At 69.9% G+C, this 22771-nt stretch carries 30 protein-coding genes; 12 read left to right on the top strand and 18 right to left on the bottom strand.

Annotation, left to right across the window (positions count from 1 at the left end):
- The 3 genes from SPR02S_RS49870 to SPR02S_RS49860 form a co-directional block, all read right to left on the bottom strand.
- On the bottom strand, window positions 1-899 hold an 899-nt coding region (locus tag SPR02S_RS49870), incomplete at its 3' end, for a hypothetical protein (RefSeq protein WP_019064575.1).
- Window positions 896-1756 (bottom strand): hypothetical protein, encoded by an 861-nt coding sequence (locus SPR02S_RS49865; RefSeq protein WP_019064574.1) that lies wholly within the window; start codon window positions 1754-1756, stop codon window positions 896-898. The genes SPR02S_RS49865 and SPR02S_RS49870, both read right to left, overlap by 4 nt.
- Complete coding sequence (locus SPR02S_RS49860) at window positions 1753-2628, bottom strand: hypothetical protein (RefSeq protein ID WP_019064573.1); 876 nt, start codon at window positions 2626-2628, stop codon at window positions 1753-1755. The genes SPR02S_RS49865 and SPR02S_RS49860 overlap by 4 nt, the downstream gene beginning before the upstream one ends.
- A gap of 87 nt (window positions 2629-2715) precedes the next feature.
- Between SPR02S_RS49860 and SPR02S_RS49855 the strand changes: the two genes are divergently transcribed.
- Window positions 2716-3078: a DsrE family protein gene (locus SPR02S_RS49855; RefSeq protein ID WP_019064572.1), complete on the top strand. Its 363-nt coding sequence runs from the start codon at window positions 2716-2718 to the stop codon at window positions 3076-3078.
- On the opposite strand, the gene SPR02S_RS49850 is transcribed toward SPR02S_RS49855, so the two are convergent.
- On the bottom strand, window positions 3072-3347 hold the full coding sequence (locus SPR02S_RS49850; RefSeq protein ID WP_019064571.1) for a DUF397 domain-containing protein: 276 nt from the start codon (window positions 3345-3347) through the stop codon (window positions 3072-3074). The two genes, SPR02S_RS49855 and SPR02S_RS49850, sit on opposite strands and share 7 nt — an antisense overlap.
- Window positions 3329-4174, bottom strand: coding sequence for a helix-turn-helix domain-containing protein (locus SPR02S_RS49845; RefSeq protein WP_019064570.1), 846 nt, complete (start codon window positions 4172-4174; stop codon window positions 3329-3331). Before SPR02S_RS49845 ends, SPR02S_RS49850 begins: the two co-directional genes overlap by 19 nt.
- Before the next feature lie 178 nt (window positions 4175-4352).
- Here SPR02S_RS49845 and SPR02S_RS49840 point away from each other — a divergent pair, with 178 nt between their 5' ends.
- Together SPR02S_RS49840 and SPR02S_RS49835 are read left to right on the top strand one after the other, a co-directional pair.
- Window positions 4353-4718 (top strand): hypothetical protein, encoded by a 366-nt coding sequence (locus tag SPR02S_RS49840; RefSeq protein ID WP_019064569.1) that lies wholly within the window; start codon window positions 4353-4355, stop codon window positions 4716-4718.
- A complete protein-coding gene (locus tag SPR02S_RS49835; protein WP_019064568.1) occupies window positions 4715-5002 on the top strand; it encodes a hypothetical protein in 288 nt (95 codons plus the stop codon). Before SPR02S_RS49840 ends, SPR02S_RS49835 begins: the two co-directional genes overlap by 4 nt.
- 13 nt (window positions 5003-5015) lie before the next feature.
- On the opposite strand, the gene SPR02S_RS49830 is transcribed toward SPR02S_RS49835, so the two are convergent.
- A complete protein-coding gene (locus SPR02S_RS49830; protein ID WP_158698001.1) occupies window positions 5016-6692 on the bottom strand; it encodes an amidohydrolase family protein in 1677 nt (558 codons plus the stop codon).
- Between the two features lie 151 nt (window positions 6693-6843).
- Window positions 6844-7182, bottom strand: a complete 339-nt coding sequence (locus SPR02S_RS66395; protein ID WP_373283446.1) for a TetR-like C-terminal domain-containing protein — start codon at window positions 7180-7182, stop codon at window positions 6844-6846.
- A gap of 288 nt (window positions 7183-7470) precedes the next feature.
- Between SPR02S_RS66395 and SPR02S_RS49820 the strand changes: the two genes are divergently transcribed.
- The 4 genes from SPR02S_RS49820 to SPR02S_RS63650 all read left to right on the top strand — a co-directional run bounded on the left by SPR02S_RS49820 (window position 7471) and on the right by SPR02S_RS63650 (window position 9308).
- A complete protein-coding gene (locus tag SPR02S_RS49820) occupies window positions 7471-7761 on the top strand; it encodes a DUF6087 family protein (protein WP_019064565.1) in 291 nt (96 codons plus the stop codon).
- 135 nt (window positions 7762-7896) lie between these two features.
- Entirely contained in the window at window positions 7897-8592 is a 696-nt protein-coding gene (locus SPR02S_RS49815; protein ID WP_026151623.1) for a haloacid dehalogenase type II, read from the top strand.
- A 49-nt stretch (window positions 8593-8641) separates the two neighbouring features.
- Window positions 8642-9118 (top strand): hypothetical protein, encoded by a 477-nt coding sequence (locus SPR02S_RS63655; RefSeq protein ID WP_019064563.1) that lies wholly within the window; start codon window positions 8642-8644, stop codon window positions 9116-9118.
- 22 nt (window positions 9119-9140) lie between these two features.
- Window positions 9141-9308: a hypothetical protein gene (locus SPR02S_RS63650; RefSeq protein ID WP_019064562.1), complete on the top strand. Its 168-nt coding sequence runs from the start codon at window positions 9141-9143 to the stop codon at window positions 9306-9308.
- A 28-nt stretch (window positions 9309-9336) separates the two neighbouring features.
- Here SPR02S_RS63650 and SPR02S_RS61305 read toward each other — a convergent pair whose 3' ends face one another.
- From SPR02S_RS61305 to SPR02S_RS49760, 10 genes are all read right to left on the bottom strand, one after another.
- Complete coding sequence (locus tag SPR02S_RS61305) at window positions 9337-10314, bottom strand: ribosome-inactivating family protein (protein WP_078623244.1); 978 nt, start codon at window positions 10312-10314, stop codon at window positions 9337-9339.
- Complete coding sequence (locus tag SPR02S_RS49795) at window positions 10244-10630, bottom strand: VOC family protein (RefSeq protein WP_026151622.1); 387 nt, start codon at window positions 10628-10630, stop codon at window positions 10244-10246. Before SPR02S_RS49795 ends, SPR02S_RS61305 begins: the two co-directional genes overlap by 71 nt.
- A 55-nt stretch (window positions 10631-10685) precedes the next feature.
- On the bottom strand, window positions 10686-10988 hold the full coding sequence (locus SPR02S_RS49790; protein ID WP_373283444.1) for a DUF3099 domain-containing protein: 303 nt from the start codon (window positions 10986-10988) through the stop codon (window positions 10686-10688).
- A 57-nt stretch (window positions 10989-11045) separates the two neighbouring features.
- Window positions 11046-11333 (bottom strand): DUF1416 domain-containing protein, encoded by a 288-nt coding sequence (locus SPR02S_RS49785; protein WP_019064558.1) that lies wholly within the window; start codon window positions 11331-11333, stop codon window positions 11046-11048.
- Window positions 11334-11372: 39 nt separating this feature from the next.
- Window positions 11373-12212 carry a sulfurtransferase gene (locus SPR02S_RS49780; RefSeq protein WP_019064557.1) on the bottom strand — a complete coding sequence of 280 codons (840 nt, stop codon included), beginning with the start codon at window positions 12210-12212 and terminating at the stop codon, window positions 11373-11375.
- 118 nt (window positions 12213-12330) lie between these two features.
- Complete coding sequence (locus tag SPR02S_RS66390) at window positions 12331-12411, bottom strand: putative leader peptide (protein WP_353963781.1); 81 nt, start codon at window positions 12409-12411, stop codon at window positions 12331-12333.
- A gap of 222 nt (window positions 12412-12633) precedes the next feature.
- The gene (locus SPR02S_RS49775) at window positions 12634-13383 is read right to left on the bottom strand and encodes an LmeA family phospholipid-binding protein (RefSeq protein WP_019064556.1); all 750 of its coding nucleotides are present in this window, start codon (window positions 13381-13383) and stop codon (window positions 12634-12636) included.
- Window positions 13384-13578: 195 nt separating this feature from the next.
- Window positions 13579-14724, bottom strand: a complete 1146-nt coding sequence (locus tag SPR02S_RS49770) for a hypothetical protein (protein ID WP_019064555.1) — start codon at window positions 14722-14724, stop codon at window positions 13579-13581.
- A gap of 8 nt (window positions 14725-14732) precedes the next feature.
- Window positions 14733-14987, bottom strand: a complete 255-nt coding sequence (locus SPR02S_RS49765) for a MoaD/ThiS family protein (protein WP_019064554.1) — start codon at window positions 14985-14987, stop codon at window positions 14733-14735.
- Window positions 14988-15043: 56 nt separating this feature from the next.
- Entirely contained in the window at window positions 15044-15928 is an 885-nt protein-coding gene (locus SPR02S_RS49760; protein WP_026151621.1) for an alpha/beta hydrolase, read from the bottom strand.
- A 203-nt stretch (window positions 15929-16131) separates the two neighbouring features.
- On the opposite strand from SPR02S_RS49760, the gene SPR02S_RS49755 reads away from it, so the two are divergent.
- Both SPR02S_RS49755 and SPR02S_RS49750 read left to right on the top strand, forming a co-directional pair.
- Window positions 16132-16932: a winged helix-turn-helix transcriptional regulator gene (locus SPR02S_RS49755; protein WP_019064552.1), complete on the top strand. Its 801-nt coding sequence runs from the start codon at window positions 16132-16134 to the stop codon at window positions 16930-16932.
- Between the two features lie 106 nt (window positions 16933-17038).
- Complete coding sequence (locus SPR02S_RS49750) at window positions 17039-18064, top strand: LacI family DNA-binding transcriptional regulator (RefSeq protein ID WP_026151620.1); 1026 nt, start codon at window positions 17039-17041, stop codon at window positions 18062-18064.
- A gap of 79 nt (window positions 18065-18143) precedes the next feature.
- On the opposite strand, the gene SPR02S_RS49745 is transcribed toward SPR02S_RS49750, so the two are convergent.
- Window positions 18144-19940, bottom strand: a complete 1797-nt coding sequence (locus SPR02S_RS49745) for a trypsin-like serine protease (RefSeq protein WP_019064550.1) — start codon at window positions 19938-19940, stop codon at window positions 18144-18146.
- Between the two features lie 356 nt (window positions 19941-20296).
- On the opposite strand from SPR02S_RS49745, the gene SPR02S_RS49740 reads away from it, so the two are divergent.
- From SPR02S_RS49740 to SPR02S_RS49730, 3 genes are all read left to right on the top strand, one after another.
- Window positions 20297-21571 (top strand): S1C family serine protease, encoded by a 1275-nt coding sequence (locus tag SPR02S_RS49740; RefSeq protein ID WP_019064549.1) that lies wholly within the window; start codon window positions 20297-20299, stop codon window positions 21569-21571.
- Between the two features lie 65 nt (window positions 21572-21636).
- Window positions 21637-21837 carry a hypothetical protein gene (locus tag SPR02S_RS49735; RefSeq protein ID WP_019064548.1) on the top strand — a complete coding sequence of 67 codons (201 nt, stop codon included), beginning with the start codon at window positions 21637-21639 and terminating at the stop codon, window positions 21835-21837.
- A 183-nt stretch (window positions 21838-22020) separates the two neighbouring features.
- A complete protein-coding gene (locus tag SPR02S_RS49730; protein WP_019064547.1) occupies window positions 22021-22758 on the top strand; it encodes a response regulator transcription factor in 738 nt (245 codons plus the stop codon).
- Window positions 22759-22771: the final 13 nt, after the last annotated feature.

The following is a 22771-nucleotide window of genomic DNA, read 5'->3' as shown; positions in this document are numbered from 1 at the left end:
CAGCCCAGCAGCTGGCTCTGGAGGGTCAGTGTCTGCTTGAACGGGACCGCCTTCGCGACGCCCTTGCGGGACTGGACGATCAGGCCGAGGGTGTCGCCGGCCGAGAGGTACGCCTGGCGGACGTCCGCCGGGCCGACCGGCTTGTCCTCGACATACGCCGACGCCTTGACGTGATTGTCGAGGATCTCGGTCTTGACCGCGTCGTCGTAGGTGGTCGCCGGGGCGCCGTCGAGGGCGTAGACCGGGCTGTCGTAGGAGATGAGGCCGGGGGAGAACAGTTCGTCGGCGGCGACCGCGGTGCTGAACTGGAGCAGGTAGATCCGGGTCTGCGTGCCGTCCGGTGTGGTCCAGCCGCGGGCCGCGATGTGGCGGAGGCCGTCGTCGGTCAGTTTCTGGGCGAGTTCCTTGCGCTCGGCCGTGTCCGTGTACTGCGCGAGGAATGTCTTCGTCGGCAGCCAGCCGTCCGTGCCGCGCAGCGACGCGTCGGCCGTCGCGCCCTTCGGCGCCGGCAGGAGCAGTGCGCGCAGGTCCGCGTAGTGGGCGTTCGTCTTGTTGTCCGTGGCGAACGGTCCCGGGCTGCCGGAGGGCAGCGGCGGCCGGGTGATCACCGGGTAGTCCCAGCGCCCGTCCGACGCGGTGGCGAGTCCGGGTACGTCGGTCCGCTTCATCTGCGTGATGCCGTACGCCGTTCCCGCACCGGCCGCCGCGAAGACCACGACGGCCGTCGTCCAGCGCAGGGCGGCGCGCAGCACCCGACGGTCCTTGCGCACCCGGACCGGGACGGGGGGCTCCGATGCCGGTACCGGTGGGGGCGCTTCCGGCATCGGCGGAATCACGAACTGCTGTTGCTGCTCCTGCTGTTGCTGCTGCTCCTGCTGCTCCTGCTGCTCCTCGGTCATACCGCTTCCCCCGTTGTCTTGACGCGGTTGAGCTGACCGCTCAGGAACGACGCGATCTCCTTCGTGTCCATCGACTTGGTCCCGGACGCGATGAGGCTGATCATGGTGTCGGCCTGGGACGCGAAGCAGTACATCTCGGTGAGCTTCTCCCCGGCCACGCTCGTCGGCAGGAAGCACTTCGCGTCCTTGTGGCCCGGGACGGCGGGCCCCTTGCGGAACACGCTCACCTGGCCCAGGAGTTCGTTCTCGTACGTCACGAGGCTCCGCGCGGCCTTGTCGTCCATCTGAACCAACTGGACCCTGACGGTGTAGGAGTTGATCTCCTGCGCGGCGGGATAGAGGTAGCTGCGCATGGCCATGCCCTTGATCTGCTCCCGGTCGACCTGCTTCTCCAGCAGGAGCCGCTGGGAGCGGGGCAGGCCGCTGAACTCCTCCTTGCGCAGGGCGGTGGCCTCGCGCCCGGTGAGCTCGGCGTCGGACCCGAACTCGGCGATGTCCGGCCCGCGGACGTACCCGTCGGCGGTGTACGGCTGGAGCACGGCACTCAGCCCCTTGGCCGCCGCGGCCTTGCGCTCCGCAGCGTCCTTGGGGAACTTCCACACGGGGGCGCCCGCGTCCCGGTCGGCACCGTTCACGGTCACCACGGTGTAGCCGACCCCGCCGACGACGGCGAGGGCGAGCAGCGCGCAGCCGGCAACGGCGGCGATACGGCCCCGGCGCACGGGCTTCTTGGCGGCGTCGGGGGTGGCTTCTGGTGCAACTTCGGCTTCGGGTGCGGGAGTTGATGCGGGGGCGGCCGGCTCTTCCGGTTCCACCGGCTCCACGGGGCCCACCTCGCCGACCTGGTTCTCGGTCACAGCCGCTCCATCTGCCGCTCGGCAAGATCCATGATCTTCTTCTTCGGGATCGGCTTCGCGTCGTAGATCCAGATGTCCACGGAGATGTCGCCGCGCCAGGCGATGGCCTCGGCGCTGTACACGCCCTCGTCGTCGGCGCCGTGGACGTACGCCATTCCGTCGCCCGTGCCGGGGATGGGCCAGCTCGTGGTCTTGGGCTCGCGCTCGGCCCAGTAGAAGGCGCCGGTGCCGGACTCGGAGGCCCCGAGGCCGACCACCTGGCGGTACTGCACCAGGAGGACGTCGACGTCGCGCGTGCCTTCGCGCCACTGGGCGATGGCGGCGCGCCGGAACTCCTGGTCGACCTCGTAGGCGAACTCCTCGTCCGGACCGTTGAACCTCTCGGCGTACTCGGCGAGGTCCAGCCAGCCGTCGGTGCCGTCGGGGAGGACGGCGTCCTTCGCCCCGCTCGGCTTCTTCAGCAGCAGCTTGCGCAGGTCGCCGTCGACCTTGACCTGGCGGTCCTGCGCGGCGGACAGCGGCTCGGGCGCCGGGCCCTTCGCCTGCGTGAGGGTGCTCTGCGCGAGCGAGGGCAACTTGTCGGGTGCGCGGTTCGCCTGGACGAGGAAACCGGTACAGGTACCGGCCACGACTCCGAGTACGGCGGCGACGGCGATGAGGAGGGTGGTGCGGCCTCGGCGACGCGGGCGGGGCGCGGGCGCCAAGTCCGGCACCGGCGTGAGCTCCGACTCCGGCTCCGACGCCAACTCCGGCTCCGGCGTCTCCGGTTCGGGCGCGAGCTCCGGCTCCGACGCCGGCTCGGGCTTCGATTCCGGCTCCGGCTCCGGTACTTCTGCGATGGTTTTTTCCGGTACTTCCAAGACGTCCCCCACGGAACATGACGTGCGCATTCCATATGCGCGCACAGGAGACTCATGGCCGACGCGGGGAGTTGTAAGGGAGTTGATTACGATTCGGTCATGTCGAAGAAGCTCGTGATCAAGGTGACCGCAGGTGCCGACGCCCCCGAACGCTGCTCACAGGCGTTCACGGTGGCCGCGGTCGCCGTCGCCAGCGGAGTGGACGTCTCCCTGTGGCTGACCGGCGAGTCCGCGTGGTTCGCCCTGCCGGGCCGCGCGGCCGAGTTCGAACTCCCGCACGCCGCGCCGCTGCCGGACCTGATCGACTCGGTGCTCGCAGCGGGCCGCGTCACGTTGTGCACGCAGTGTGCGGCCCGCCGGGACATCGCCGAGAAGGATGTCATCGAGGGGGTACGGATCGCCGGGGCGCAGGTGTTCGTGCAGGAGGTTATGGCGGACGGTACGCAGGCGCTCGTCTACTGAGCCTTAGCCGAGCGCACGAACTCCGACCAGGCGTCGACGCCGAAGATCAGGGTGCCGTGGGTGGGGTTCTTGCTGTCGCGGACGGGGACGAGGGCGGGGAAGTTGGGGGCGAACTCGACGCACTCGCCGCCGTCGGGGTTGCTGTAGCTGCTCTTGCGCCAGTCGGCGGCGCTCAGCAAGTCGTCGGAAACCTCGATGCAGTTGCCGCCGTCCGGGTTGCTGTAACTGCTCTTCCGCCACGTCACGTTGGTCAGGTCGATGGCACGCACGGCACTTCCTCCAACATCCGCATGATGAACGACCGCGACTCAGCCAGGTTAAGTGCCTTGTCGCGCATTGCATCGTACGCACGTTGCAAATGCTCAACTGCGGCGCTGTCCTCGATGAGTTCGCCACGATGGGCGTTCTCCGTGTACGCCACAGTAGTGCCGTCCAACAGCCGTAAGAACATCACGGCGGTGCTCACCAGTCCGCACAAACCCGTGCTGAGCGGCAGGACTTGGATGGCGATGTCCCGTCGATCCGCCGCTTCCAACAGGTACTCAAGCTGGTGCCGCCACGCTTCAGAGTCCTGTAGGGGCGTGCGCAGTACCGCCTCGGAGATGAGCCCACGGAACGGCGGCGAGTCATCCAGCCTTTCCAACAACTTCCGCCGACCGGTGCGCGCCTCGACCTGTAGGTCCAGTTCCTTGCCGCGATAGCCACCCAGCGCGAGAACCTCACGTGCGTAGGCGTCCGTCTGAAGCAGGCCGGGCAAGATACTCACGGCGTAGTGCCACAGGCACGTCGCCTCGCCCTCAAGCATCATGTAGCGCCGGTACTGCTCCTTGAACTGGGTCGGGTCTCCCAACGCCAGCTCCCACAGGGTGAGTAGCAGCGGCCCGGTCCCGTAGTACTGATCCAGCGCCTGTACGACCTCGGGCCCGCCCAGCGTGTTCCCGCTCTCCATCTTCCCGAGCAGCGACGGATCCCAGCCCACCGCCTTCGACAAGTCCCGCAGGCTGAGGCTCCGTTCGATCCTCAGCCTCCGCACTTCCTCGGCAAACCGCTTCCTGGGCTCATGGCTCAGCGCCGTGACAGCCACCCGTTGCGGCATCACAACCTCCTTGTGGAATTTGTGGAATTTGGCGCGCCAGACGCGGAAGTTGAGCCCGTTAGCGCTGTATTCGCCTCCGCCCTGGGCCATCCTCGTAACACACCCAGGAATGCACAGAGTATTTCAACTGTCGCATTCTGTATGGAAGTTCCACAAAAAGGAAGAGGAGGAGGCGCCGATGGAACCCGGAACGCTGCTCTACGACCCCGCGACCAACACGGTCGGCGAGTACCAGGACAAGGCAGGGCCCTACGCGCTGTTGCGCCCCGTGGGCGGTGGGCGCGAATGGCAGGCCGACCCCGGGTCACTTCGCCCCGCCACGGACGCGGAGCGCATCCGCGCCGGGGTGCGCTCGGCGAACTACCGGCCCCGCACCGACGCCCCGTTCCTCGTCGCGGCCCCGCCGCAGCCGGCCCCCGGGTGCGCGAGTTGCCGGGAACTCGCCGAACTCCGCGTAGCGGCCCGCACCGCACGGGACTACAGCGCCGAGACCGACGCGAACGTACTGCTCCGCAAACACCGCAGCGAGGCCCACCCCGTATGAAGCGCCCCCTCCCTCACCAGCTGATCCAGGCACCGTGGGTCCCGTCGATGCCGCCCCCGCTCATGCCGCCCGCGCCCTGGCCCGTCGTAGAACGGGTAGAACGGGTGGAACGGCAGGAGCCCCCGGCACCACCACCCGCCGTACCCACTCCCCCGCCGCCACCCGCCCGGCGCCGCCGACGGTTCCGCGCACCCCGGGCGCTGCGCCAGGACGCGTTCTGGACCGGTGTGCTCACCACCATGTGCATCGGCGGCCTGTTGATGGCGATCATCGCGACGGCCTGAACCGGAAGGGCTGTCAGGGGTGTCCGCCGCAGCCGCAGCCCTTCATGGTCGCCCCCTTCAGGGCCGTCTCCTCCTCAGGTGGCGGGGTGGTCGCGGCGGCCTGTTCCACCGTCGCGAGCAGGCGGCGGCGTTCCTCCGGCGGGATCCACCTGCCGTCGACGACCACGCCGTGGATGCGGCGGGTGTTGCGGATGTCGCGCAGCGGGTCGGCATCGAGAACGAGCAGGTCGGCGGCCTGGCCGCGGGCCACCGTGCCGACGGCGGGCAGGCCGAGGGTGCGGGCCGCGTCCGACGTGGCCGCGCGCAGGACCTCGGCCGGGGTGAGGCCGGCCGTGACGAGCAGCGCCAGTTCGTCGTGGAGGGCGAAGCCGGGAACGAGGTATCCCGTGCCGGTGTCGGTGCCCGTCGCCAACCGCACACCCGCGCCGTGCAGTTCGTTCACCAGCCGGAGCCGGTGCGCGAAGATCTCGCGGATCCGCCGGGCCTGTTCGGGGGTGCGACCGCCGATCAGGTCCGCCAACTGGTCCGGCCAGCCCTCCACCTGCCAGGCGGGCAGGTACTTCCACTCCTCGGCCCGGGTCGGAACCTCGTCGGGCAGCTCCAACGTGCGGTGCACGCTGAGCGTGGGGACGACCGCGGTCCCGTGCACCGCCAGACTCCGGAAGAGGGCGTCGGCCCGGTCCCGGTCGTAGCCCCGCACCGCCCGCCATTCGAGGGGATGCACCTGCTGGAACCAACTGTGGTACCGGGAAAGGCTGCTGGGGTCACGCGGGTCGATCCGTACGGCGTCCAGGAGGCGCCGTATCTCCTTCTCGTGCCGTGAGGTCGCCAGGAGCAGCGCGTGCAGGTGCTCGATCGTGCGGTGACCGGCGACGCTCGCCTCCGCGATCCGTACGGTGTCGGGGCAGTGGCCGAGGTGGGGGATGCCCTGGCGGCGGGCCTCGTCCGCGATGGCGAAGTAGGCCTCGCGGGACAGGCGGGAGTACACCTTGACGAAGTCCGCGCCCTCGCGCTTGACCCGCCGTACGGCGCGGCGGGCCTCGGCCGCGTCGCCCACCTCGATGGTCGGGCCCACGTCGGCCGCCCAGAGCGAGGGCGTGCCGTCGACGATGGGGCTGCCGATCACCCAGCGGGGGCCGAGGAGTTCACCGCCGCGGATCTTGTCGCGCCACTCGTGGTGGACCGGCTCGCCCCGCATCTCCCGGACCGTGGTGACGCCGGTGAGGGCGTACAGCGCCGGGACCACCGACTCCGGGCCGTCGCTGTGGGTGTGCGCCTCGATCAGTCCCGGGATCAGGTACTTGCCGGTCAGGTCGACCGTGCGGGTGCCGGGGCGGAGGCGGGTGCGAGCGGTCGGGGCGAGTGCGGTGATGCGGCCGGCTTCTACGACGACTGTCATGCCGGGGGCTGCGGGTGCGCCCGAGCCGTCGATCACGGTGACGTTGGTGAACGCCAGCGGGGCGTTGCTGGCGCCGGTGCCGGTGCTGTTTCCGGCTGCGGTCGCGGTCGTCGTCCCGGTCGCCGTCCCGGCTGTCTTCCCGGCTGTCGTCCCGGTCGCGCGTGCCGTGTCGGCGAGCGCCGTGCCTGTCAGTGCCGTGCTCGTCAGTGCCGTACCCGTCACGGCGGCGGCCCCGGCCAGGAACCCCCGTCGGCCCACGCCCCGCTGTGCCCCAACTGTCGCTTCGGACATGCTGTTTCCCCTCCCGCTCGCGAATCCGTCGGCCGTGTCCGCCGACTCCCACGACTCTGGCGGAGCCGGGGCGGCAGGACAGTGCGGCCAGACCGTGGATGTGGGGGTGTTGCTGGGACCACCGGGGGATCGGGCAAACGGTCAGCTGCGGTCAGCTGGGGGCAGGGCCCTCAAGGAGTGCGAGCCGAGTGATGATCTCGTCCTCCAGCGGGCCGGGGGGCGGCCACGGGAATCGGGGAATGCGGGCGCGGAGCAGGATGATGCCGTGCAGGGCAGCCCAGAGAGCGGTCGCAGCACCGAGAGCATCCTTCGCGCGGGACGTGCCGTCGTGCATCGCGTCGGCGACGTCGCGCAGCAGTATCGAGAACGCCTCGGCGGGAGCGAGCTGACTCGCGATGGGCTCGCCGACGATGGGCGCGAGCTGGCGTACGGCCTGGTCGACGCGTTCTTCCGTGGTGCTGCTGCCCTTGGGGCGCGGCCGGGAGAACAGCAGGGCGTAGAGCTCGGACTGCTCGGCACCGAAGACGAGATAGGCGTGGCAGTCGGCCAGCAGCCGCTCACGCGCGCCTGGGCGAGGCCGAGCGGGGTGCCGCCGCGGCCCACGAGGCGCTCGACGACGCCGCCCGCATCGACTCCACGCTCGTCGCGTCCCGTCTCAACACGCTGCTGGACGCCGCCCGCCCGTACGAGACCACCACGGTCGACGACGTACGGACCCGGGCGAAGGAACTCGCCGCCGCCAGGCCGACGACGATCGCGGCCTGAGACCATCGAGCGCATGGGCAAGCACAGTCGACCCGGACCTCCGAACCAGCCGTCGCGCGCCGTCCCGCGCGTCGATGCCGACGACCCGCTCGCGCCGTACGACAAGCGGCGCCGACCGCCGATGGACGTCTTCCGGCGCCACCGGCCCGTGCAAGGTGGCGCCGGTCACCTCCGGCCCGACGAGCCGCGCGTCCTGGAGGAGTGGGACGGCTTCACCTACCAAGTGGTAGGCACCGCCGACGACTTGGCCGCGGCGCAGGAGTGGGTGAACGAACTCCGGATCGGCGACGACCCGGCCGCGTGACGCCCCTCGGTCACGCCCCCTGCTCCTGTCGCCACAGGCAGAAGGGGTGGCCGGCGGATCATGGACGGAGCCATGATGGTCGGCGACGTCGACGCGATTGCCGCGCGGGCCGTGCGGTTCGGGAGTGAGGGTCACATGTCGGGGACAGGGACAGGGATCGATGCGGTCGTGTTCGACGTGCTCGGCACGCTCGTCGACGAACCCGCAGGCCTCCGCGCCGGTATTCGTGAACTCGCCCCGGCGCTCGACGAGTTCGGGGTCGAGCGGCTGCTGTCGCTGTGGCAGCGGCACATCGAGCGCGAGCAGCGTCGTGTCCTCGACGGGGTCCGGCCCTACCTCGCCAGCGACGTGCTCGACCTGGAGGCCGCCCGGGTCGTCGCCGACGCCGCCGGGGTCGACGACCCGGCCGCCGTAGCGGCACTGGCCCTGTCCGCGCGCAGGCTCCCGCCGTGGCACGACACCGTGGCGGGGCTCGCCCGGATCGCCGAACGGTTCCCGCTGATAGGGCTCTCCAACGCGAGCCGGACCGCGCTGCTGGGCATCAACGCGCACGCCGGGCTGCGCTGGCACCAGGCCCTGTCCGCCGAGGACGCCCGGACCTACAAGCCGGACCCTGCGGTCTACCAACTGGCCGTCACCGTCTCCGGACTGCCACCGGAACGCCTCCTGATGGTCGCCGCGCACGCCTGGGACCTGCGGGGAGCACAGGCCCTCGGGCTGCGCACCGCGTATGTCGCCCGGCCCGTCGGCGACCCGCCCACCGCCTCGGACGGGTTCGACCTGCACGCCAACGACCTGACCGGTCTGGCCGACCAGCTCGACCACGTCTGAAGATCTGAAGACCCGCGGTGTCGATTGTTCGGCCCATGAGTTCACGATCATGAGCTCTTCGCCCCCTCAACTCCTGCCCGGCCTCAAGGACGGGTCCGTAGTAGGAGCAAAGGGGATCCCCGATGAACCCGGCCACGGCCGTCATCGTCTCGACCACCACCTCGCCCGCGCCCGCGACATCGCCCGCGTCCTCGCCCTCGCCCTCGCCCTCGACACCGCCGACGCCCGCGACCTCATCGTCGAAATTCGTACCGCCGAGGTTGGCCGAGCCATCGGCCTGGCACTCCGCCGGGAGCCCCTCGTGCTCGACAAGAACTCGCTGCACACGCTCCTGGACGACTTCACCAGCACCGACCTGACCGGCATCGACCTCAGCGGCGTCCGCTGGTCCGAACACACCACGCAGTGGCCATCAGCCATCGACATCGAAGACCTCAAAGCCCGCTCGGACGAAACCCCGCCCGGCACCGGCACCTGGATCGTCCGATCCGGCACCGCCACCATCCGCGACCACGCCGAACGGTGAGACGCGGACAGAGCCCGGCCGCGTGACCACCGCGTCCCACAAGGTCGGTCAGAGTTCGTCCCTGGGGTTGGGGTTGGAGCCGTCGAGGGCGATGGCCAGCAGGGCGGCTGCCTGGCGGGCGTCGGAGATCTCGGCCCCGGCGACGCTCGTGCTGGCGCCCTCGTCCGTGCCGTTGACGTGGCCGACGTAGACGTGGCTGACGTTGGCCCAGTTCCGGATCAGGGCGATCTGCTGGGAGCTGTAATTGACCGAATCCCCGCTGTCGAAGGAGGCGCGACGCGGTCGGCCAGGGTACGGAAGCGGGCCGCCTCCGAGATGCCGAAGATGATGCTGAGCAGACCGTGGGCCTGGTTGAGCCGGGACGAGCCGGTGCCGGCCAGGTCGAACAGGGCCTGCGAGAGGGGGCCGGGGCCGATGGTGACACTGGTCAGGGACTGGTTGGCGACCCGGGAGAGGGCGTCGTAGCCCTCCCGGCCGACGAAGAAGTTGTCGTCGGTGCTCGACTCGTTGGGGACGTTCCGGATGAGGTTGAGGACGCGGTTGTGGGACGTGCCCACCGTGTAGACCCGCACCACGTACAGGTCACTGAGGCGCACCACGGCGTGCACGGTGGGCGCGGAGTGTCCCGGGGAGCTGATGACGACGCCGGCGAAGTTGTTCGTCCTCGTGTTGTCCAGTTGTCCAGGACGGTGACGGTGACGCGGTTGCCCCGCGTGTTGACCACCGGGCCGGTCAGGCGCGCGTTGGCCGTGCTGCGGGCCAGCGCTTCCAGGCCACTGAGCATGCTGCGGTAGCCCTCGGTGCCGTCGTCGATGTTCCAGTGGACCTGCGGGAAGTTGGTCTGCGCCACCTCCTGCGCGTCGATCTTCACACTGTGGGGCGCGGTGGCGGTGGCGGCCGGGGAGGACATGCCGGATACCGCGACCGCTCCCGCGAGGACGCACGGAAGGACCGCCGAGAGGCTGACACGTCGGACGACGTTGGCACGCATGAGTTGCTCCGATCAAGAGGAGTACGGGGAGGACCCAAGCCGTACACGGCTCGGTCCCACCGAGACTCACTCCGGCGGAGTTGATGAACACCCCCCTCCCACCAGGGGAATCAATCCCCCGACCATGAGCTGGGTCACGTCTCCTCTTGCTCCTGCCGCCACAGGCAGAAGGGGTGCCCGGAGGGGTCCAGCAGGACCCGTACATCGTCCTGCGGCTGGTGCGCGTGGAGCGTGGCCCCTTCGCGTACGGCCCGCTCGGCCTCGCCCTCCAGGTCGTCGACCTCGATGTCCAGGTGCAGCATCATCTGCTGCTCGCCGGGGTTGCGGGTGGGCCACACCGGCGGGACGTACTCCGGCTCGGTCTGGAAGGAGAGGCCGGTGCCGCCGTCGGGCGGGCCGATCAGGACCCAGTCCGGTTCCTCGGCCCGGATCACGTAACCGAGCAGGCGGAGGTAGAAGCCGGCCAGCTCGTGCGCGTCCCGCGCGTCGAGCACCACGGTGGACAGTCTCGTAGGCGACATTCCCGCCCTCTACCCGCTCGCCGCGTGCCTTACTGGCGGCGCTCACTGGCGGCGATCACGGGCGGCGCTTCTTGCCGTCCAGCTCGTCCCACCAGTCGTCGGACTTGGGGTCGCCGGAGGGGTCGTCCCACCAGCGGTCGTCGGGGCCGCGCCGGTTGGCGACCATCGCGGCGACCGGCGGGATCAGCATCGCGACCACGCACATCCCCACGGCCGCGGGCACCGACCAGATCCGCACGACTCCCCAGGCCAGGACGAAGAGCCCGATGCAGATGCCCATCATGACGAAGTACGTGCGACGGCGACGTGCCAGCATGTCTCCAGGGTAGGCCTGGGCACGCCAAAGGGCCGTACCCAAGAAAAGCCAAAGGGCCGCACCCGGAGCAGGTGCGGCCCTTCGACAGTAAGAAGGCGATCAGACTGCGATCGCCACCTCCGCCAGGCCGCCCGTCTGGGCGACGACCGTGCGGTCGGCGGTGGCGCCCGGAACGAGGGCGCGGACGGTCCAGGTGCCTTCGGCCGCGTAGAAGCGGAACTGGCCCGTGGCGGAGGTGGGGACCTCCGCGGTGAACTCGCCGGTCGAGTCCAGGAGACGGACGTAGCCCGTCACCGGCTCGCCGTTACGCGTCACCTGGCCCTGGATGGTGGTCTCACCGGGCTTGATCGTCGAGGCGTCGGGGCCGCCGGCCTTCGCTCCACACATGTCTTGGTTTCCTTCAGGTCGCAGCGGTAATGCGGTTACTTACTTGTTGGCGCCGAGCTCGATCGGGACGCCGACCAGGGAGCCGTACTCGGTCCAGGAACCGTCGTAGTTCTTGACGTTCTCGACACCGAGCAGCTCGTGCAGCACGAACCAGGTCAGGGCCGAGCGCTCGCCGATACGGCAGTACGCGATGGTGTCCTTGGCCAGGTCGACCTGCTCGTCGGCGTAGAGCTCCTTGAGCTCGTCGTCCGACTTGAAGGTGCCGTCGTCGTTGGCGTTCTTCGACCACGGGATGTTGCGCGCGGACGGGACGTGGCCCGGACGCTGCGACTGCTCCTGCGGAAGGTGCGCCGGCGCGAGCAGCTTGCCGCTGAACTCGTCGGGCGAACGGACGTCGACCAGGTTCTGCGCGCCGATGGCCGACACGACGTCGTCACGGAACGCGCGGATCGCGGTGTTCTGCGGCTTCGCCTTGTAGGAGGTCTCGGCGCGCGCGGGAACCTCTTCCACCAGCTCGCGGGCGTCCAGCTCCCACTTCTTGCGGCCACCGTCGAGCAGCTTGACGTTGTCGTGGCCGTAGAGCTTGAAGTACCAGTAGGCGTACGACGCGAACCAGTTGTTGTTGCCGCCGTAGAGGATCACCAGCGTGTCGTTGCCGATGCCCTTGCCGGACAGGAGCTTCTCGAAGCCCTCCTGGTCGACGAAGTCACGGCGTACCGGGTCCTGGAGGTCCTTGGTCCAGTCGATCCGGATCGCGTTCTTGATGTGGTTCTTCTCGTACGCGGACGTGTCCTCGTCGACCTCGACGATCGCCACGCTCGGGTTGTCGAGGTTGGCCTCGACCCAGTCGGCGTCGACCAGGACGTCACTGCGGCTCATGCTTTTCTCCTCCGGGGCAGTTACGGCGGTGCGGTGCGTGAGAGAAAGGGTGCGCGCTCGCGCGGGTGCCCTGATCAGGGTCAAGGGCACGGGGGAACGCGGAAGTCTGCGCTTCCGCTCAGAAAGTGCGACAGAGCATGGCGGCGACGCGGCACAGGTCCACTGCCCGCCGCTTCGTGAGATCCGCCTGTTGCCTCATAGGGTCGATCGTAGGGACGGATCGCGCGGCATGTCACCGGTGTGTCGTATTTTGAGACGCGATCGTCCGGGATGTGAGACAAGCCAGCCGACGGACGCGCCACGGCGGGGAATCCGGGGGCCGGAAGCCGTTAACAGCACTGCCGTACGGACACGGGCGTCTCGCCCCTCGGACGCCCCTCGGACGCCCGTCGTCCACCCGGAACCGGCGCCCCGACCCGTCCTACCCGGCCAGGTCGACGTTCGAACCCTTCACCTTGATGTCCACACCGCCCTGCGCGGCCCGCACACTGTCCAGCTTCACCCCGCCCGGCAGTTCGCTGATCGTCTGCTGGAAGTCGGTGATCGAGCGGACGCGGGAGTCGGCGAGGTTGACCACCAGCTTGGGCAGGTTGTCCGCGTGCACCTTCACCGTGTTGCCGTCGACGGTGACCGTGCTGAGCACCGGGTACGTGGTCGTCCCGATTCCCGTGACCGTGACCTTCATGTCGGCCTTGATCTTGCCGTCGCCGCCGTCGGAGAGGCCGACGATCTGGGCCGTGACGCCGGTGAAGACGGGCGTCGGCGCGGACTTGGCGGCCTTGAGCAACTGGTCGTAGGAGATGCTCGCGGTGCCGGTCGCGCTGGTCGCCGTGGCCGACGAGGCGGTGTTGCCGCTGAGCGACAGCTTCACGCCCTTCATATGGGCCTTGAGGTCGTCGATGCGGATCGTGGTGGCGCCGCCGGTCGTGTTGCCGGTGGGCGCCTCGTAGCTCTTGATGCCGATCTCGACCTCGTCCAGGTCCCCGAAGGCGATCTGGGTGAGGAAGGGGAAGCCCTTGATGGAGACGTCCGGGGTGGTGGCCAGGTTCTCCGACGTCTTCACCCGGTCCGCCACCTCCTGCTCGGCGAAGTGCACCGCCACCCGGTCGGCGATGACGAAGAGCCCTCCCAGAATCACGACGACGATCAGAAGTATTCGCAGCGCGCGCATGCGGTGTTCCCCACCTAGGCGGTCCTCGACGACAGCGGTACTACGACCGGGTGGCCGCTGAGCGCGAGAGTAGTCCCGTGAGACGCGTGCACCGGGAAATTGTCGATCACCTGTGACAGTGCTCTCAACTGTCTCAGACAACTGCCACGGAGCTTTTAACTACCGCCCGCGGCACGGCACTTGGCCACATGTTGGCTACACCAGCGCCCGTCCCAGCAGGTACACCGCGGGTGCCGCCGCGGCGAGCGGGAGGGCCACACCGGCCGTGAAGTGGACGAAGCGGGACGGGTAGTCGTAGCTCGCCACCCGGTGGCCGATGAGCGCGCAGACCGCCGCGCCCGCGCCGAGCAGCGCGCCCTTCGCGCCCATGCCCGTCATCCCGCCGACCGCGATCCCCGCACCGGCGGCGGCGAGCAGCGAGACGATGACGGAGGCCACGGTCGGCAGCGGCAGCGCGCGGGCCAGGATCGCCACCGCGACCGCCGCCGCGCCGACCGTCACCGCGTCCGGCTCGGCGGCGAGGTGACCGGCCGCGAGGATGGCCAGGGCCGCCGAGGCGACCGTCGCCATCAGGCTCGTGATCCGGGTGTCCGGGTCGGCGTGCGAGCGCAGTTGCATGACGAGGGAGAGCAGGACCCAGACACCCAGGGTGCCGAGGATCGCGGCGGGACCGTTCTCCCGCCCGGCCGCGAGCAGCGCCACGTCCGCGACGAGCGCCCCCGCGAAGGCCAGCGCGATGCCCTGCCGCGCGGGCCACATCCCGTTCAGCCGGAACCAGCCCGCGGCCGTCACCGCCTGGAGGACGACCAGGGGTACGACGAGGGCGTACGACCCGATCTGCGCGGTGACGGAGAGGAGCAGCGCCAGTACGGCGGTGAGGCCGGCCGGCTGCATCCCGGGTTCGATGATCGGCGAACGGCCCTCGAGCCGGGCCCGCTGGGCGTCCGTGATGCGGGCGTTGCCGGCGAGGGAGGGCGGGCCGTAGCCGTCGCCGGCGGGTGCCTGTGCCTCGGGGGCCTCGGGTCTGGGGGGCTGGGCTTGGGGGTCGTGACTCTGCGCCGCCGCTTGGTAGTTCTGCGGCGGGAAGTACGCCAGGTCGGACGCGGCGGGCCTGGTCTGCTGGACCTGGGTGTCCCAGGTCTGGCCCTGCCACTGCTGGGTGTACTGCTGGGCGCCCTGCGGATCGTCGTACGCCTGCTGGTGCCCTGGCCACGCCTGCGCGGGTGCCTGTGCGGGTGCGGGTGCCTGCGGCTGCTGGTGCTGCTGGGCGTAGGGGTCGTGGTTCCCGTCGTAGCCCTGGTACTGGCCTTCGTACGGGCCCTCATACGGTTGGTTGCTCATCGCTTCGCTCATCCTCCTGCGAACGGCGGGAGCACCTCGACCGTGCCGCCCTCGGCCAGCCGTACCGTCTCATGTCCGCGGGTGCCCACGGGGTCACCGTCGACGAGGAACGAGCATCGCAGCAGTACGCGGGCGAGTTCCCCGGGGTGTCGCTCGCGGACGGCGGTGAGGGCCTCGGCGAGGGTGGCCGCGTCGTACGGCTCCTCGGCGATGCCGGCCGCGGCCTTCGCGGCGGCCCAGTAGCGCACCGTGACCTTTGGCATGTGCTTGCTTCCTCAGTAGATCGGTGTCGACGGATCGGGCGTCAACACCCGTCAGGCTAGCCGTCCTGTGAACTGCCCCAGCGACCGATGCGGGCCAGCAGGTCGTCGGTGGCCGCGTGTTCGGCGTGGCCCATGCCCGGCTCCAGCCAGAGTTCGGCGCGGTCACCGGCGGCTTCGGCCAGCATCCGGGGGTGGTCGACGGGGAAGTAGCCGTCGCGGTCGCCGTGCACGATGAGGAGCGGGGTCGGCGCGATGCGCGGGACCGACTCCACCGGGGAAAGCGGGACCGGGTCCCAACCCCTGCGCTCGATACGGGTGTTGAGGCCGTAGCGACCGACCATGCGGCCCTCGGGGCGGGTCACCAGCCAGTGCAGCTTGCGCATCGGGGCCGTCCCTCTGTAGTACCAGCGGGCCGGCGCACTCACGGAAACCACCGCGTCCGTGTGCGCTTCCGTGCGCCCCTCGCGCCTCCGGCCGTCGGCGTGCGCCTGGGAGCCGTAGAGCGCCGCGTGCCGCAGCACCACCGAACCGCCCATCGAGAAGCCGACGGTGACCACGCGCGCGTGCCCCTGCTCGCGCGCCCAGGCGACCGCCGCGGCCAGATCGAGGACCTCGCGGTCGCCGACGGTGGACCGTCCGCCGGAGGCGCCGTGGCCCCGGAAGGAGAAGGTGACCACGGCCCCGTACTGCGCGAACGCCTCGGCAACCCGCCGTACATGTGGCTTGTCCACATCGCCCGTGAAACCGTGCGCCACGACGAACACCGGATCACCGGAAGGTGACCGGGAGGCGTCGTATACGGGCGCCCCCGGTTCGTATACGGAATCGATCGTCACCCCGTCGTCGGTGTGCAGAAACGTCCGCAAAGGTGTACGTCTGATCGTCTCAGAGTTCGGACGAACGGTGGATCGTGCCACATGACCTGCCGTACCAGCGCTCATGTGGGCTATTCTGCTCGACAGAGGACTCGGGCAGCGAAGCCCCCGGGTCCTTTTGTGCTTCCGGGAGCGTTGTATACGAAGCGGTACGCCACGGGAAACCGCAGGTGACCGTGGGCGATACAGAGCCCCCGGGATCACAGAGCATCGCCGCAATGCCGCAGTGCCGCATACGTCCTCGCAGGGACCGAGGAGGAACCAGACATATGAGTTCTCTGCTGCTCCTGACCAATGCCCTCCAGCCGTCTACGGAGGTGCTTCCGGCCCTTGGCCTGCTGCTGCACAACGTGCGCGTGGCACCGGCGGAAGGCCCCGCTCTCGTCGACACCCCAGGTGCCGACGTCATCCTGATCGACGGCCGCCGTGACCTGCCTCAGGTCCGCAGCCTGTGTCAGCTCCTCCGGTCCACCGGTCCGGGCTGTCCGCTCATCCTCGTCGTCACCGAGGGCGGCCTCGCCGCCGTCACCGCCGACTGGGGCATCGACGACGTCCTGCTCGACACGGCCGGACCGGCCGAGGTCGAGGCCCGGCTGCGCCTGGCCATGGGCCGCCAGCAGATCGTCAACGACGACTCCCCCATGGAGATCCGCAACGGCGATCTCTCCGTGGACGAGGCGACGTACTCCGCCAAGCTCAAGGGCCGGGTCCTCGACCTGACCTTCAAGGAGTTCGAGCTCCTCAAGTACCTCGCCCAGCACCCGGGCCGCGTCTTCACGCGCGCCCAGCTGCTCCAGGAGGTCTGGGGCTACGACTACTTCGGCGGTACGCGCACGGTCGACGTCCACGTACGACGGCTGCGCGCGAAGCTCGGCGTCGAGCACGAGTCGCTGATCGGGACCGTCCGCAACGTCGGTTATCGATTCGTCACCCCGGAGAAGGGCGACCGCGGCGGCGAGGAGGCGAAGCTCAAGGCGAGCACCGCTCTCGCCGAGGCAAAGCCGGAGGATGCGGACGGTACGGCCGATTCGGCCGCCCTGGACGCCGCCGAGATCCCGGCCGAGGCATAGTCCGCGTCTGGGCAGGGCAGCACTTGTGCACCGGAAGGTGTGCGGAAGCTGAGAGAAGCTTCGATACGCCCTGCCCAGAGCGGGTCCATCCGCGTAGACTCCGCGCGTGGCCAAGGTGACTCGGGATGATGTAGCGCGACTGGCAGGGACGTCGACTGCCGTCGTCAGCTATGTCATCAACAACGGACCCCGGCCGGTTGCCCCGGCCACGCGCGAGCGTGTCCTCGCCGCGATCAAGGAACTGGGGTACCGGCCCGACCGGGTGGCACAGGCCATGGCGTCGCGGCGTACGGACCTCATAGGCCTGATCGTGCCGGACGCGCGCCAGCCCTTCTTCGGGGAGATGGCGCACGCGGTCGAACAGGCCGCGTCCGAGCGCGGAAAGATGGTGCTGGTCGGGAACTCCGACTACATCGCCGAGCGTGAGGTCCACTATCTGCGTGCCTTCCTCGGTATGCGAGTCTCCGGGCTGGTCCTCGTCAGCCACGCGCTGAACGACAACGCCGCCGCGGAGATCGAGGCCTGGGACGCCCGCGTCGTGCTCCTCCATGAACGCCCCGAGGCGATCGACGACGTGGCGGTCGTCACGGACGACCTGGGCGGCGCCCAGGTCGCCGTCCGCCATCTCCTTGAGCACGGCTACGAATACGTCGCCTGTATGGGCGGTACGGCGGAGACGCCGGCCGTCGGTGACCCGGTCTCCGACCACGTCGAGGGCTGGCGGCGCGCGATGACCGAGGCCGGTCTGCCGACCGAGGGGCGCCTCTTCGAAGCGCCGTACAACCGCTACGACGCCTACCAGGTCGCCCTCGGCATCCTCGCCGGGCCCCGCCGTCCCCCCGCGATCTTCTGCTCCACCGACGACCAGGCGATCGGCCTGCTGCGGGCCGCGCGCGAGCTGCGTATCGACGTACCGCGCGAGCTGGGTGTCATCGGCTTCGACGACATCAAGGAAGCGGCCCTGGCCGACCCGAAGCTGACGACGATCGCCTCGGACCGCCCGGCCATGGCCCGCGCGGCCGTGGACCTCGTCCTGGACGACGGCCTGCGGGTCGCGGGGTCGCGGCGCGAGCGGCTCAAGGTGTTTCCGTCGCGGCTGGTGACACGGCAGTCCTGCGGCTGCGAGGGCTGAAGCCCTTGAGCTGCGAGGGCTGAGCCCTTCGGCTGGGAGGGCTGAGCAGGACCGCCGTACCACTGCTACGGGGTTCGGTTCAGAACAGCAGGTTGTACTGGTTGTAGCCCGTGCCCAGCTTGATCCGCGTCCCGAAGAGGGCCGTCGTCGCCTTGTTGGTGCCCGGATAGAGCCACAGCGTGCCGCCCGAGTCGCGGGTGATGACATCCGCGATGCCGTCTCCCGTGACGTCACCGTTGGCGACGTACGAGGTGAAGTTCCAGCCGGTGCGGGCCTGGACGCGGGTCTTCCACGGGGTGTGCTCGACCTGGGTGCCCGCGTAGAGGTAGAGGACACCGGAGGAGTTGCGGACCAGGAGGTCGGCGCGGCCGTCGCCGGTCAGGTCGCCGTGGCCGAAGATCCTGACGTTCTTCCACGCCTTGTCGACGACCTTGACCTTGCCGTAGAACTCGCCGTTGCCCTTGCCCGGGTAGAGGTAGACCGAGCCGTCGGCATCCACCGCGACCAGGTCGGGGCGGGCGTCACCGGTCAGGTCGCCGGGGATCGCGTACGACTTGTAGCCGCCCCACACCGAGGTGATCTGCTTCCACGTGTACTCGCCGGTGGCGTGGTCCACGTAGTCGCGCCACAGCTTGCCGTCCGTCGCGTCGCGGACGATCAGGTCCTGGTAGTAGTCCCGGTCCAGGTCGGCCTGAAGGACCCAACTCGCCGTCTGCCAGCCGTTGCCCTGGTAGGCGCGCTGCGCGAGCGAGGTGCCCTTGCTGTCCTGCTGGAACAGGCCGCCCGAGGGCGTACGGCCGAGCAGGTCGGCGCGGCCGTCGTAGGACAGGTCGGTGTCGTCGATGCGCGGCTGGGCGGCCCAGGCGTAGGAGCCGACCTTGGTGAAGACCGGGTAGGCGCCCTTGGCGGTGCAGCCGGCCACGCCCCAGGAGACGATGCCGATGACCTTGTTGTCGACGATCACCGGGCCGCCGGAGTCGCCGTTGCAGGGGCTGGTGGTGCCCTCGTCGGCGCCGGAGGCGGGGGTGCCCGCGCAGAACATCGAGCCCTCGATGAATTCGTCGTCCCCGAGGACCGACTTCATCGCGCTGTCGCAGGTCGCGTCGTCGACGATCGGCAGCGTGGCCTTCTTCAGGTTCGCGGAGAGCTCGGTGCCGGTGCCGGAGGTCAGGCCCCAGCCGTAGACCGTGGCCTGCGCGCCCGGGGTGACGTACCCGAGGTCGTTCAGGTAGGCCAGGCGCATCCACTGCTGGTCCAGGGGGCGGTCCAGGGTGAGGACCGCGATGTCGTTCTGGGCGGTGTCGGCGTTGAAGCGCGGGTGGTTCCACTGGTGCAGGACGCCCGTGACCGTGCCGGACGTGTCGTCGTACAGGCCGGTCGCGCCGGCCAGGACAGCGCCGTTCTTCGTCCAGTCCAGGCCCGCGACGCAGTGCGCGGCGGTGAGGACCTTGTTCGGGGCGACGAGGGTGCCGCCGCAGAAGTAGCCGTCGCCGGTCGTGTCGTCGTAGTAGGCGAGCTGGACCATCCAGGGCGCGCTGGAGATCGTCGTCTCCGTGCCGCCGATGATGTACGGGGACTTGGTCGCCGTCTTCTTGGCGGTCGCCTGGGTGCGGGCGGCGTCGACGACTCGGGAGCGCAGTTCCTTGTCGGGCGCGGTGTGCTGCGGGGTGGTGGTGAGGGCGGCTGCTGTGGCCGACGGCAGTCCGGGCGGGCTGTCGGCCGCGGTGGTGGACGCCGGTGGGGTCGGGCCGTCGGCCGCGGTGGCGGGCTGGGCCGCGAGAACGCCGGCGCAGCTCAGCGCCAGCGCGAGGGCGGCGGCCGGGAACGCCGTGGCGGGGCGTCTCAGCCGGCCGCGCAGGGCACGTATCCGTATCACTCGGGGCTCCTGGTGTGGGTGTCGTAGTGGGCCCGAGAAGGGCGTACGACGCGACCACGCAGGGCCGGTGACATGCTTTTGTCCAGTGGTGCATGGAGCGGTGCATGTACCGGCGCTGTTCGCGGAGCCCCCCTCCGGCTCGGAGAGCGTAGGCCTCACCTGTCACCGCACACACGTGCCGCACAGGGGTCACACAAGTATTCGTCCGGCGCGTGCCGTGCTCTCACTCCCCCGCAACCTCCCGTTTCCCCGAGTTTCCGGGGATCCGGCGTCTTTATATCGGGCATACGAGGTTCTGTCGGGCTTCTCAGCGGGGACTCAGGTACCTCTCATGATCGCGCGACAGGCTCTGTTCCATGACCGAGAGCTTCCGCCGCAGCGGCGAGTACGAGACCCCCCAGGGCGACCAGCCGCAGGCGTACCCCCAGCAGCAGCACGCCTCTTCTCCCGTGAACCCGGAGTGGCCGCCCCCGCCGGTCCACCAGCCGGTGCAGCAGGCACAGCCCGTTCAGCAGGCACAGCCCGTGCAGTCCGCTCAGCCGGTGCAGCAGGCCGAGCCTGTGTGGGCGGCCCAGACGCCCGCCCCCTCGCCCGCCCCGCAGGCCGCGTTCGGCGCCGACGGCGGAGCGTACGGCGGCGGCTACGGCGCCGGTGACGGCGGGGCTCTCGCCGCCGACGGCAGCGGCGGTCACGGGGGCGGCGACACCGCTCTCCTCACCCACGTACAGGGCGAGGCGCCCAAGCCGAAGAAGCGGCGGGGTCCGCTCGCGCTGCTCGCGGCGGTGGCGATCGTCGCGGCGGCCGTCGGCGGCGGCACGGCGTACGCCTTCCAGGAGTTGACCGGCAAGGACAGCGTCGCCACCTCCAGCACCACCACGGCCGTCGTGCCCTCCAGCAAGCGGGGCGACGTCGCCACGATCGCGGCGACCGTCAGCCCGAGCGTGGTCGAGGTCGAGGCCACCCTCAGCAACGGCTCCTCCACCGGCGCCGGCGTGATCATCACCGCCGGCGGCGAGGTCGTCACCAACAACCACGTCATCTCCGGCGCCACGTCCGTCAAGGTCAAGACGAGCGACGGCAAGTCGTACACCGCGAAGGTGGTCGGCACCGACAGCAAGAAGGACCTCGCGCTCCTCAAGCTGTCGGGCGCCTCCGGCCTGAAGGCGGCCACCCTCGGCAACTCCGCCGGCGTCCAGATCGGCGACACGGTCGTCGCGATCGGCTCCCCCGAGGGGCTGACCGGCACGGTCACCAGCGGCATCGTCTCCGCCCTGAACCGTGACGTGACCGTCTCGACCGACGAGAGCCAGAGCCAGGGTTCGGGTTCGGGCGGCAGCGGTGAGTGGCCGTTCCAGTTCGGCGGCCAGCAGTTCAACGGCGACACCGGTTCGTCGACCACGACGTACAAGGCCATCCAGACCGACGCGTCCCTCAACCCCGGCAACTCCGGCGGCGCCCTGATCGACGCGAACGGCAACATCATCGGCATCAACTCCGCGATGTACTCGTCCAGTTCGGACTCCTCGTCCTCGTCGACCGAGGCCGGAAGCATCGGCATCGGCTTCGCCATCCCGATCAACACCGTCAAGGCGGACCTGGCTTCGCTGCGGGCGGGCGGTTCCGACAGCTAGGTCCGTAGTCCAGCGATCGGTTGTTCAGCGATCAGTGATCAGTAGCGGTCAGTAGGGAGTACGTCATGATCAAGCAGGTTTCGCACACGGTGACCGACACCGGAGCGGCCGGTCTCGGCCTGGCCCTCGGGGTGGCGTACGAACTGCACGCGCCGGCGGCGAGGGCGCCGGAGGTGGCACCGGAACTCATGGGCCTCCGCACCACCGCGGCCCGCCCGCACCACCGCAAGGTGCCGCTGAACCGCCTCCAGACGATGCGGGGCTGAGTCGGAGACCCGGGAGGCCGACTCGAAGGCCCGAGGGAAACCGGTCTCACCACGAGGCGCGGCCGATCTCACCCTTTTTCTCACTTCCTCCCCTCTTCACGCACCGGCCGGGAAACATGCGAGGCTGATTGCGACCAGCCGATCGTTGTCTCCCCGTCCCACCGCACCCGAGGAATCCAGCCCATGAGCCCCGCCGAAGGCGACCGTGACACCCAGCGCATCCTGATCGTGGACGACGAGCCGGCTGTGCGCGAAGCACTCCAGCGCAGCCTCGCGTTCGAGGGGTACGACACCGAGGTCGCCGTCGACGGCGCGGACGCGCTGGAGAAGGCGACCGCGTACCAGCCCGACCTGGTCGTCCTCGACATCCAGATGCCGCGCATGGACGGCCTCACGGCCGCCCGCCGGATGCGGGGTGCCGGCACGACGACGCCGATCCTGATGCTGACGGCCCGTGACACGGTCGGTGACCGCGTCACGGGACTGGACGCCGGCGCCGACGACTACCTCGTCAAGCCCTTCGAACTCGACGAACTCTTCGCGCGGGTACGGGCGTTGCTGCGCCGCAGTTCGTACGCGGCGGCGGCCGCCGCCGGGAACGCGCCCGAGGACGACTCCCTGACCTTCGCCGACCTCCGGATGGACCTCGCGACCCGCGAGGTCACCCGGAACGGACGCCAAGTCGAGCTGACCCGCACGGAGTTCACGCTGCTGGAGATGTTCCTGGCGCATCCCCGCCAGGTCCTCACCCGCGAACAGATCCTGAAGGCGGTCTGGGGCTTCGACTTCGAGCCGTCCTCCAACTCCCTTGATGTGTATGTGATGTACCTGCGCCGGAAGACCGAGGCAGGGGGCGAGCCCCGGCTTGTGCACACGGTGCGGGGCGTGGGGTATGTGTTGCGACAGGGTGGAGCGGAGTGAAGAACGTCCTCAA

The organism is Streptomyces prunicolor NBRC 13075, from assembly GCF_000367365.1.
Lineage (GTDB): Bacteria > Actinomycetota > Actinomycetes > Streptomycetales > Streptomycetaceae > Streptomyces > Streptomyces prunicolor.
Note: the sequence above shows the minus strand (reverse complement) of the source record. Positions and strands in the feature narration are given on the sequence as shown.

What these genes read in the sequence shown, in the direction of transcription:
- SPR02S_RS49855 (WP_019064572.1), top strand. Translation starts at nt 2,716, where the DNA reads ATGTCGAAGAAGCTCGTGATCAAGGTGACCGCAGGTGCCGACGCCCCC.
- SPR02S_RS49845 (WP_019064570.1), bottom strand. Translation starts at nt 4,174, where the DNA reads ATGCCGCAACGGGTGGCTGTCACGGCGCTGAGCCATGAGCCCAGGAAG.
- SPR02S_RS49840 (WP_019064569.1), top strand. Translation starts at nt 4,353, where the DNA reads ATGGAACCCGGAACGCTGCTCTACGACCCCGCGACCAACACGGTCGGC.
- SPR02S_RS49835 (WP_019064568.1), top strand. Translation starts at nt 4,715, where the DNA reads ATGAAGCGCCCCCTCCCTCACCAGCTGATCCAGGCACCGTGGGTCCCG.
- SPR02S_RS49830 (WP_158698001.1), bottom strand. Translation starts at nt 6,692, where the DNA reads ATGTCCGAAGCGACAGTTGGGGCACAGCGGGGCGTGGGCCGACGGGGG.
- SPR02S_RS49820 (WP_019064565.1), top strand. Translation starts at nt 7,471, where the DNA reads ATGGGCAAGCACAGTCGACCCGGACCTCCGAACCAGCCGTCGCGCGCC.
- SPR02S_RS49815 (WP_026151623.1), top strand. Translation starts at nt 7,897, where the DNA reads ATGTCGGGGACAGGGACAGGGATCGATGCGGTCGTGTTCGACGTGCTC.
- SPR02S_RS63655 (WP_019064563.1), top strand. Translation starts at nt 8,642, where the DNA reads ATGAGCTCTTCGCCCCCTCAACTCCTGCCCGGCCTCAAGGACGGGTCC.
- SPR02S_RS61305 (WP_078623244.1), bottom strand. Translation starts at nt 10,314, where the DNA reads ATGTACGGGTCCTGCTGGACCCCTCCGGGCACCCCTTCTGCCTGTGGC.
- SPR02S_RS49795 (WP_026151622.1), bottom strand. Translation starts at nt 10,630, where the DNA reads ATGTCGCCTACGAGACTGTCCACCGTGGTGCTCGACGCGCGGGACGCG.
- SPR02S_RS49785 (WP_019064558.1), bottom strand. Translation starts at nt 11,333, where the DNA reads ATGTGTGGAGCGAAGGCCGGCGGCCCCGACGCCTCGACGATCAAGCCC.
- SPR02S_RS49780 (WP_019064557.1), bottom strand. Translation starts at nt 12,212, where the DNA reads ATGAGCCGCAGTGACGTCCTGGTCGACGCCGACTGGGTCGAGGCCAAC.
- SPR02S_RS66390 (WP_353963781.1), bottom strand. Translation starts at nt 12,411, where the DNA reads ATGAGGCAACAGGCGGATCTCACGAAGCGGCGGGCAGTGGACCTGTGC.
- SPR02S_RS49775 (WP_019064556.1), bottom strand. Translation starts at nt 13,383, where the DNA reads ATGCGCGCGCTGCGAATACTTCTGATCGTCGTCGTGATTCTGGGAGGG.
- SPR02S_RS49770 (WP_019064555.1), bottom strand. Translation starts at nt 14,724, where the DNA reads ATGAGCAACCAACCGTATGAGGGCCCGTACGAAGGCCAGTACCAGGGC.
- SPR02S_RS49765 (WP_019064554.1), bottom strand. Translation starts at nt 14,987, where the DNA reads ATGCCAAAGGTCACGGTGCGCTACTGGGCCGCCGCGAAGGCCGCGGCC.
- SPR02S_RS49760 (WP_026151621.1), bottom strand. Translation starts at nt 15,928, where the DNA reads ATGAGCGCTGGTACGGCAGGTCATGTGGCACGATCCACCGTTCGTCCG.
- SPR02S_RS49755 (WP_019064552.1), top strand. Translation starts at nt 16,132, where the DNA reads ATGAGTTCTCTGCTGCTCCTGACCAATGCCCTCCAGCCGTCTACGGAG.
- SPR02S_RS49740 (WP_019064549.1), top strand. Translation starts at nt 20,297, where the DNA reads ATGACCGAGAGCTTCCGCCGCAGCGGCGAGTACGAGACCCCCCAGGGC.
- SPR02S_RS49735 (WP_019064548.1), top strand. Translation starts at nt 21,637, where the DNA reads ATGATCAAGCAGGTTTCGCACACGGTGACCGACACCGGAGCGGCCGGT.
- SPR02S_RS49730 (WP_019064547.1), top strand. Translation starts at nt 22,021, where the DNA reads ATGAGCCCCGCCGAAGGCGACCGTGACACCCAGCGCATCCTGATCGTG.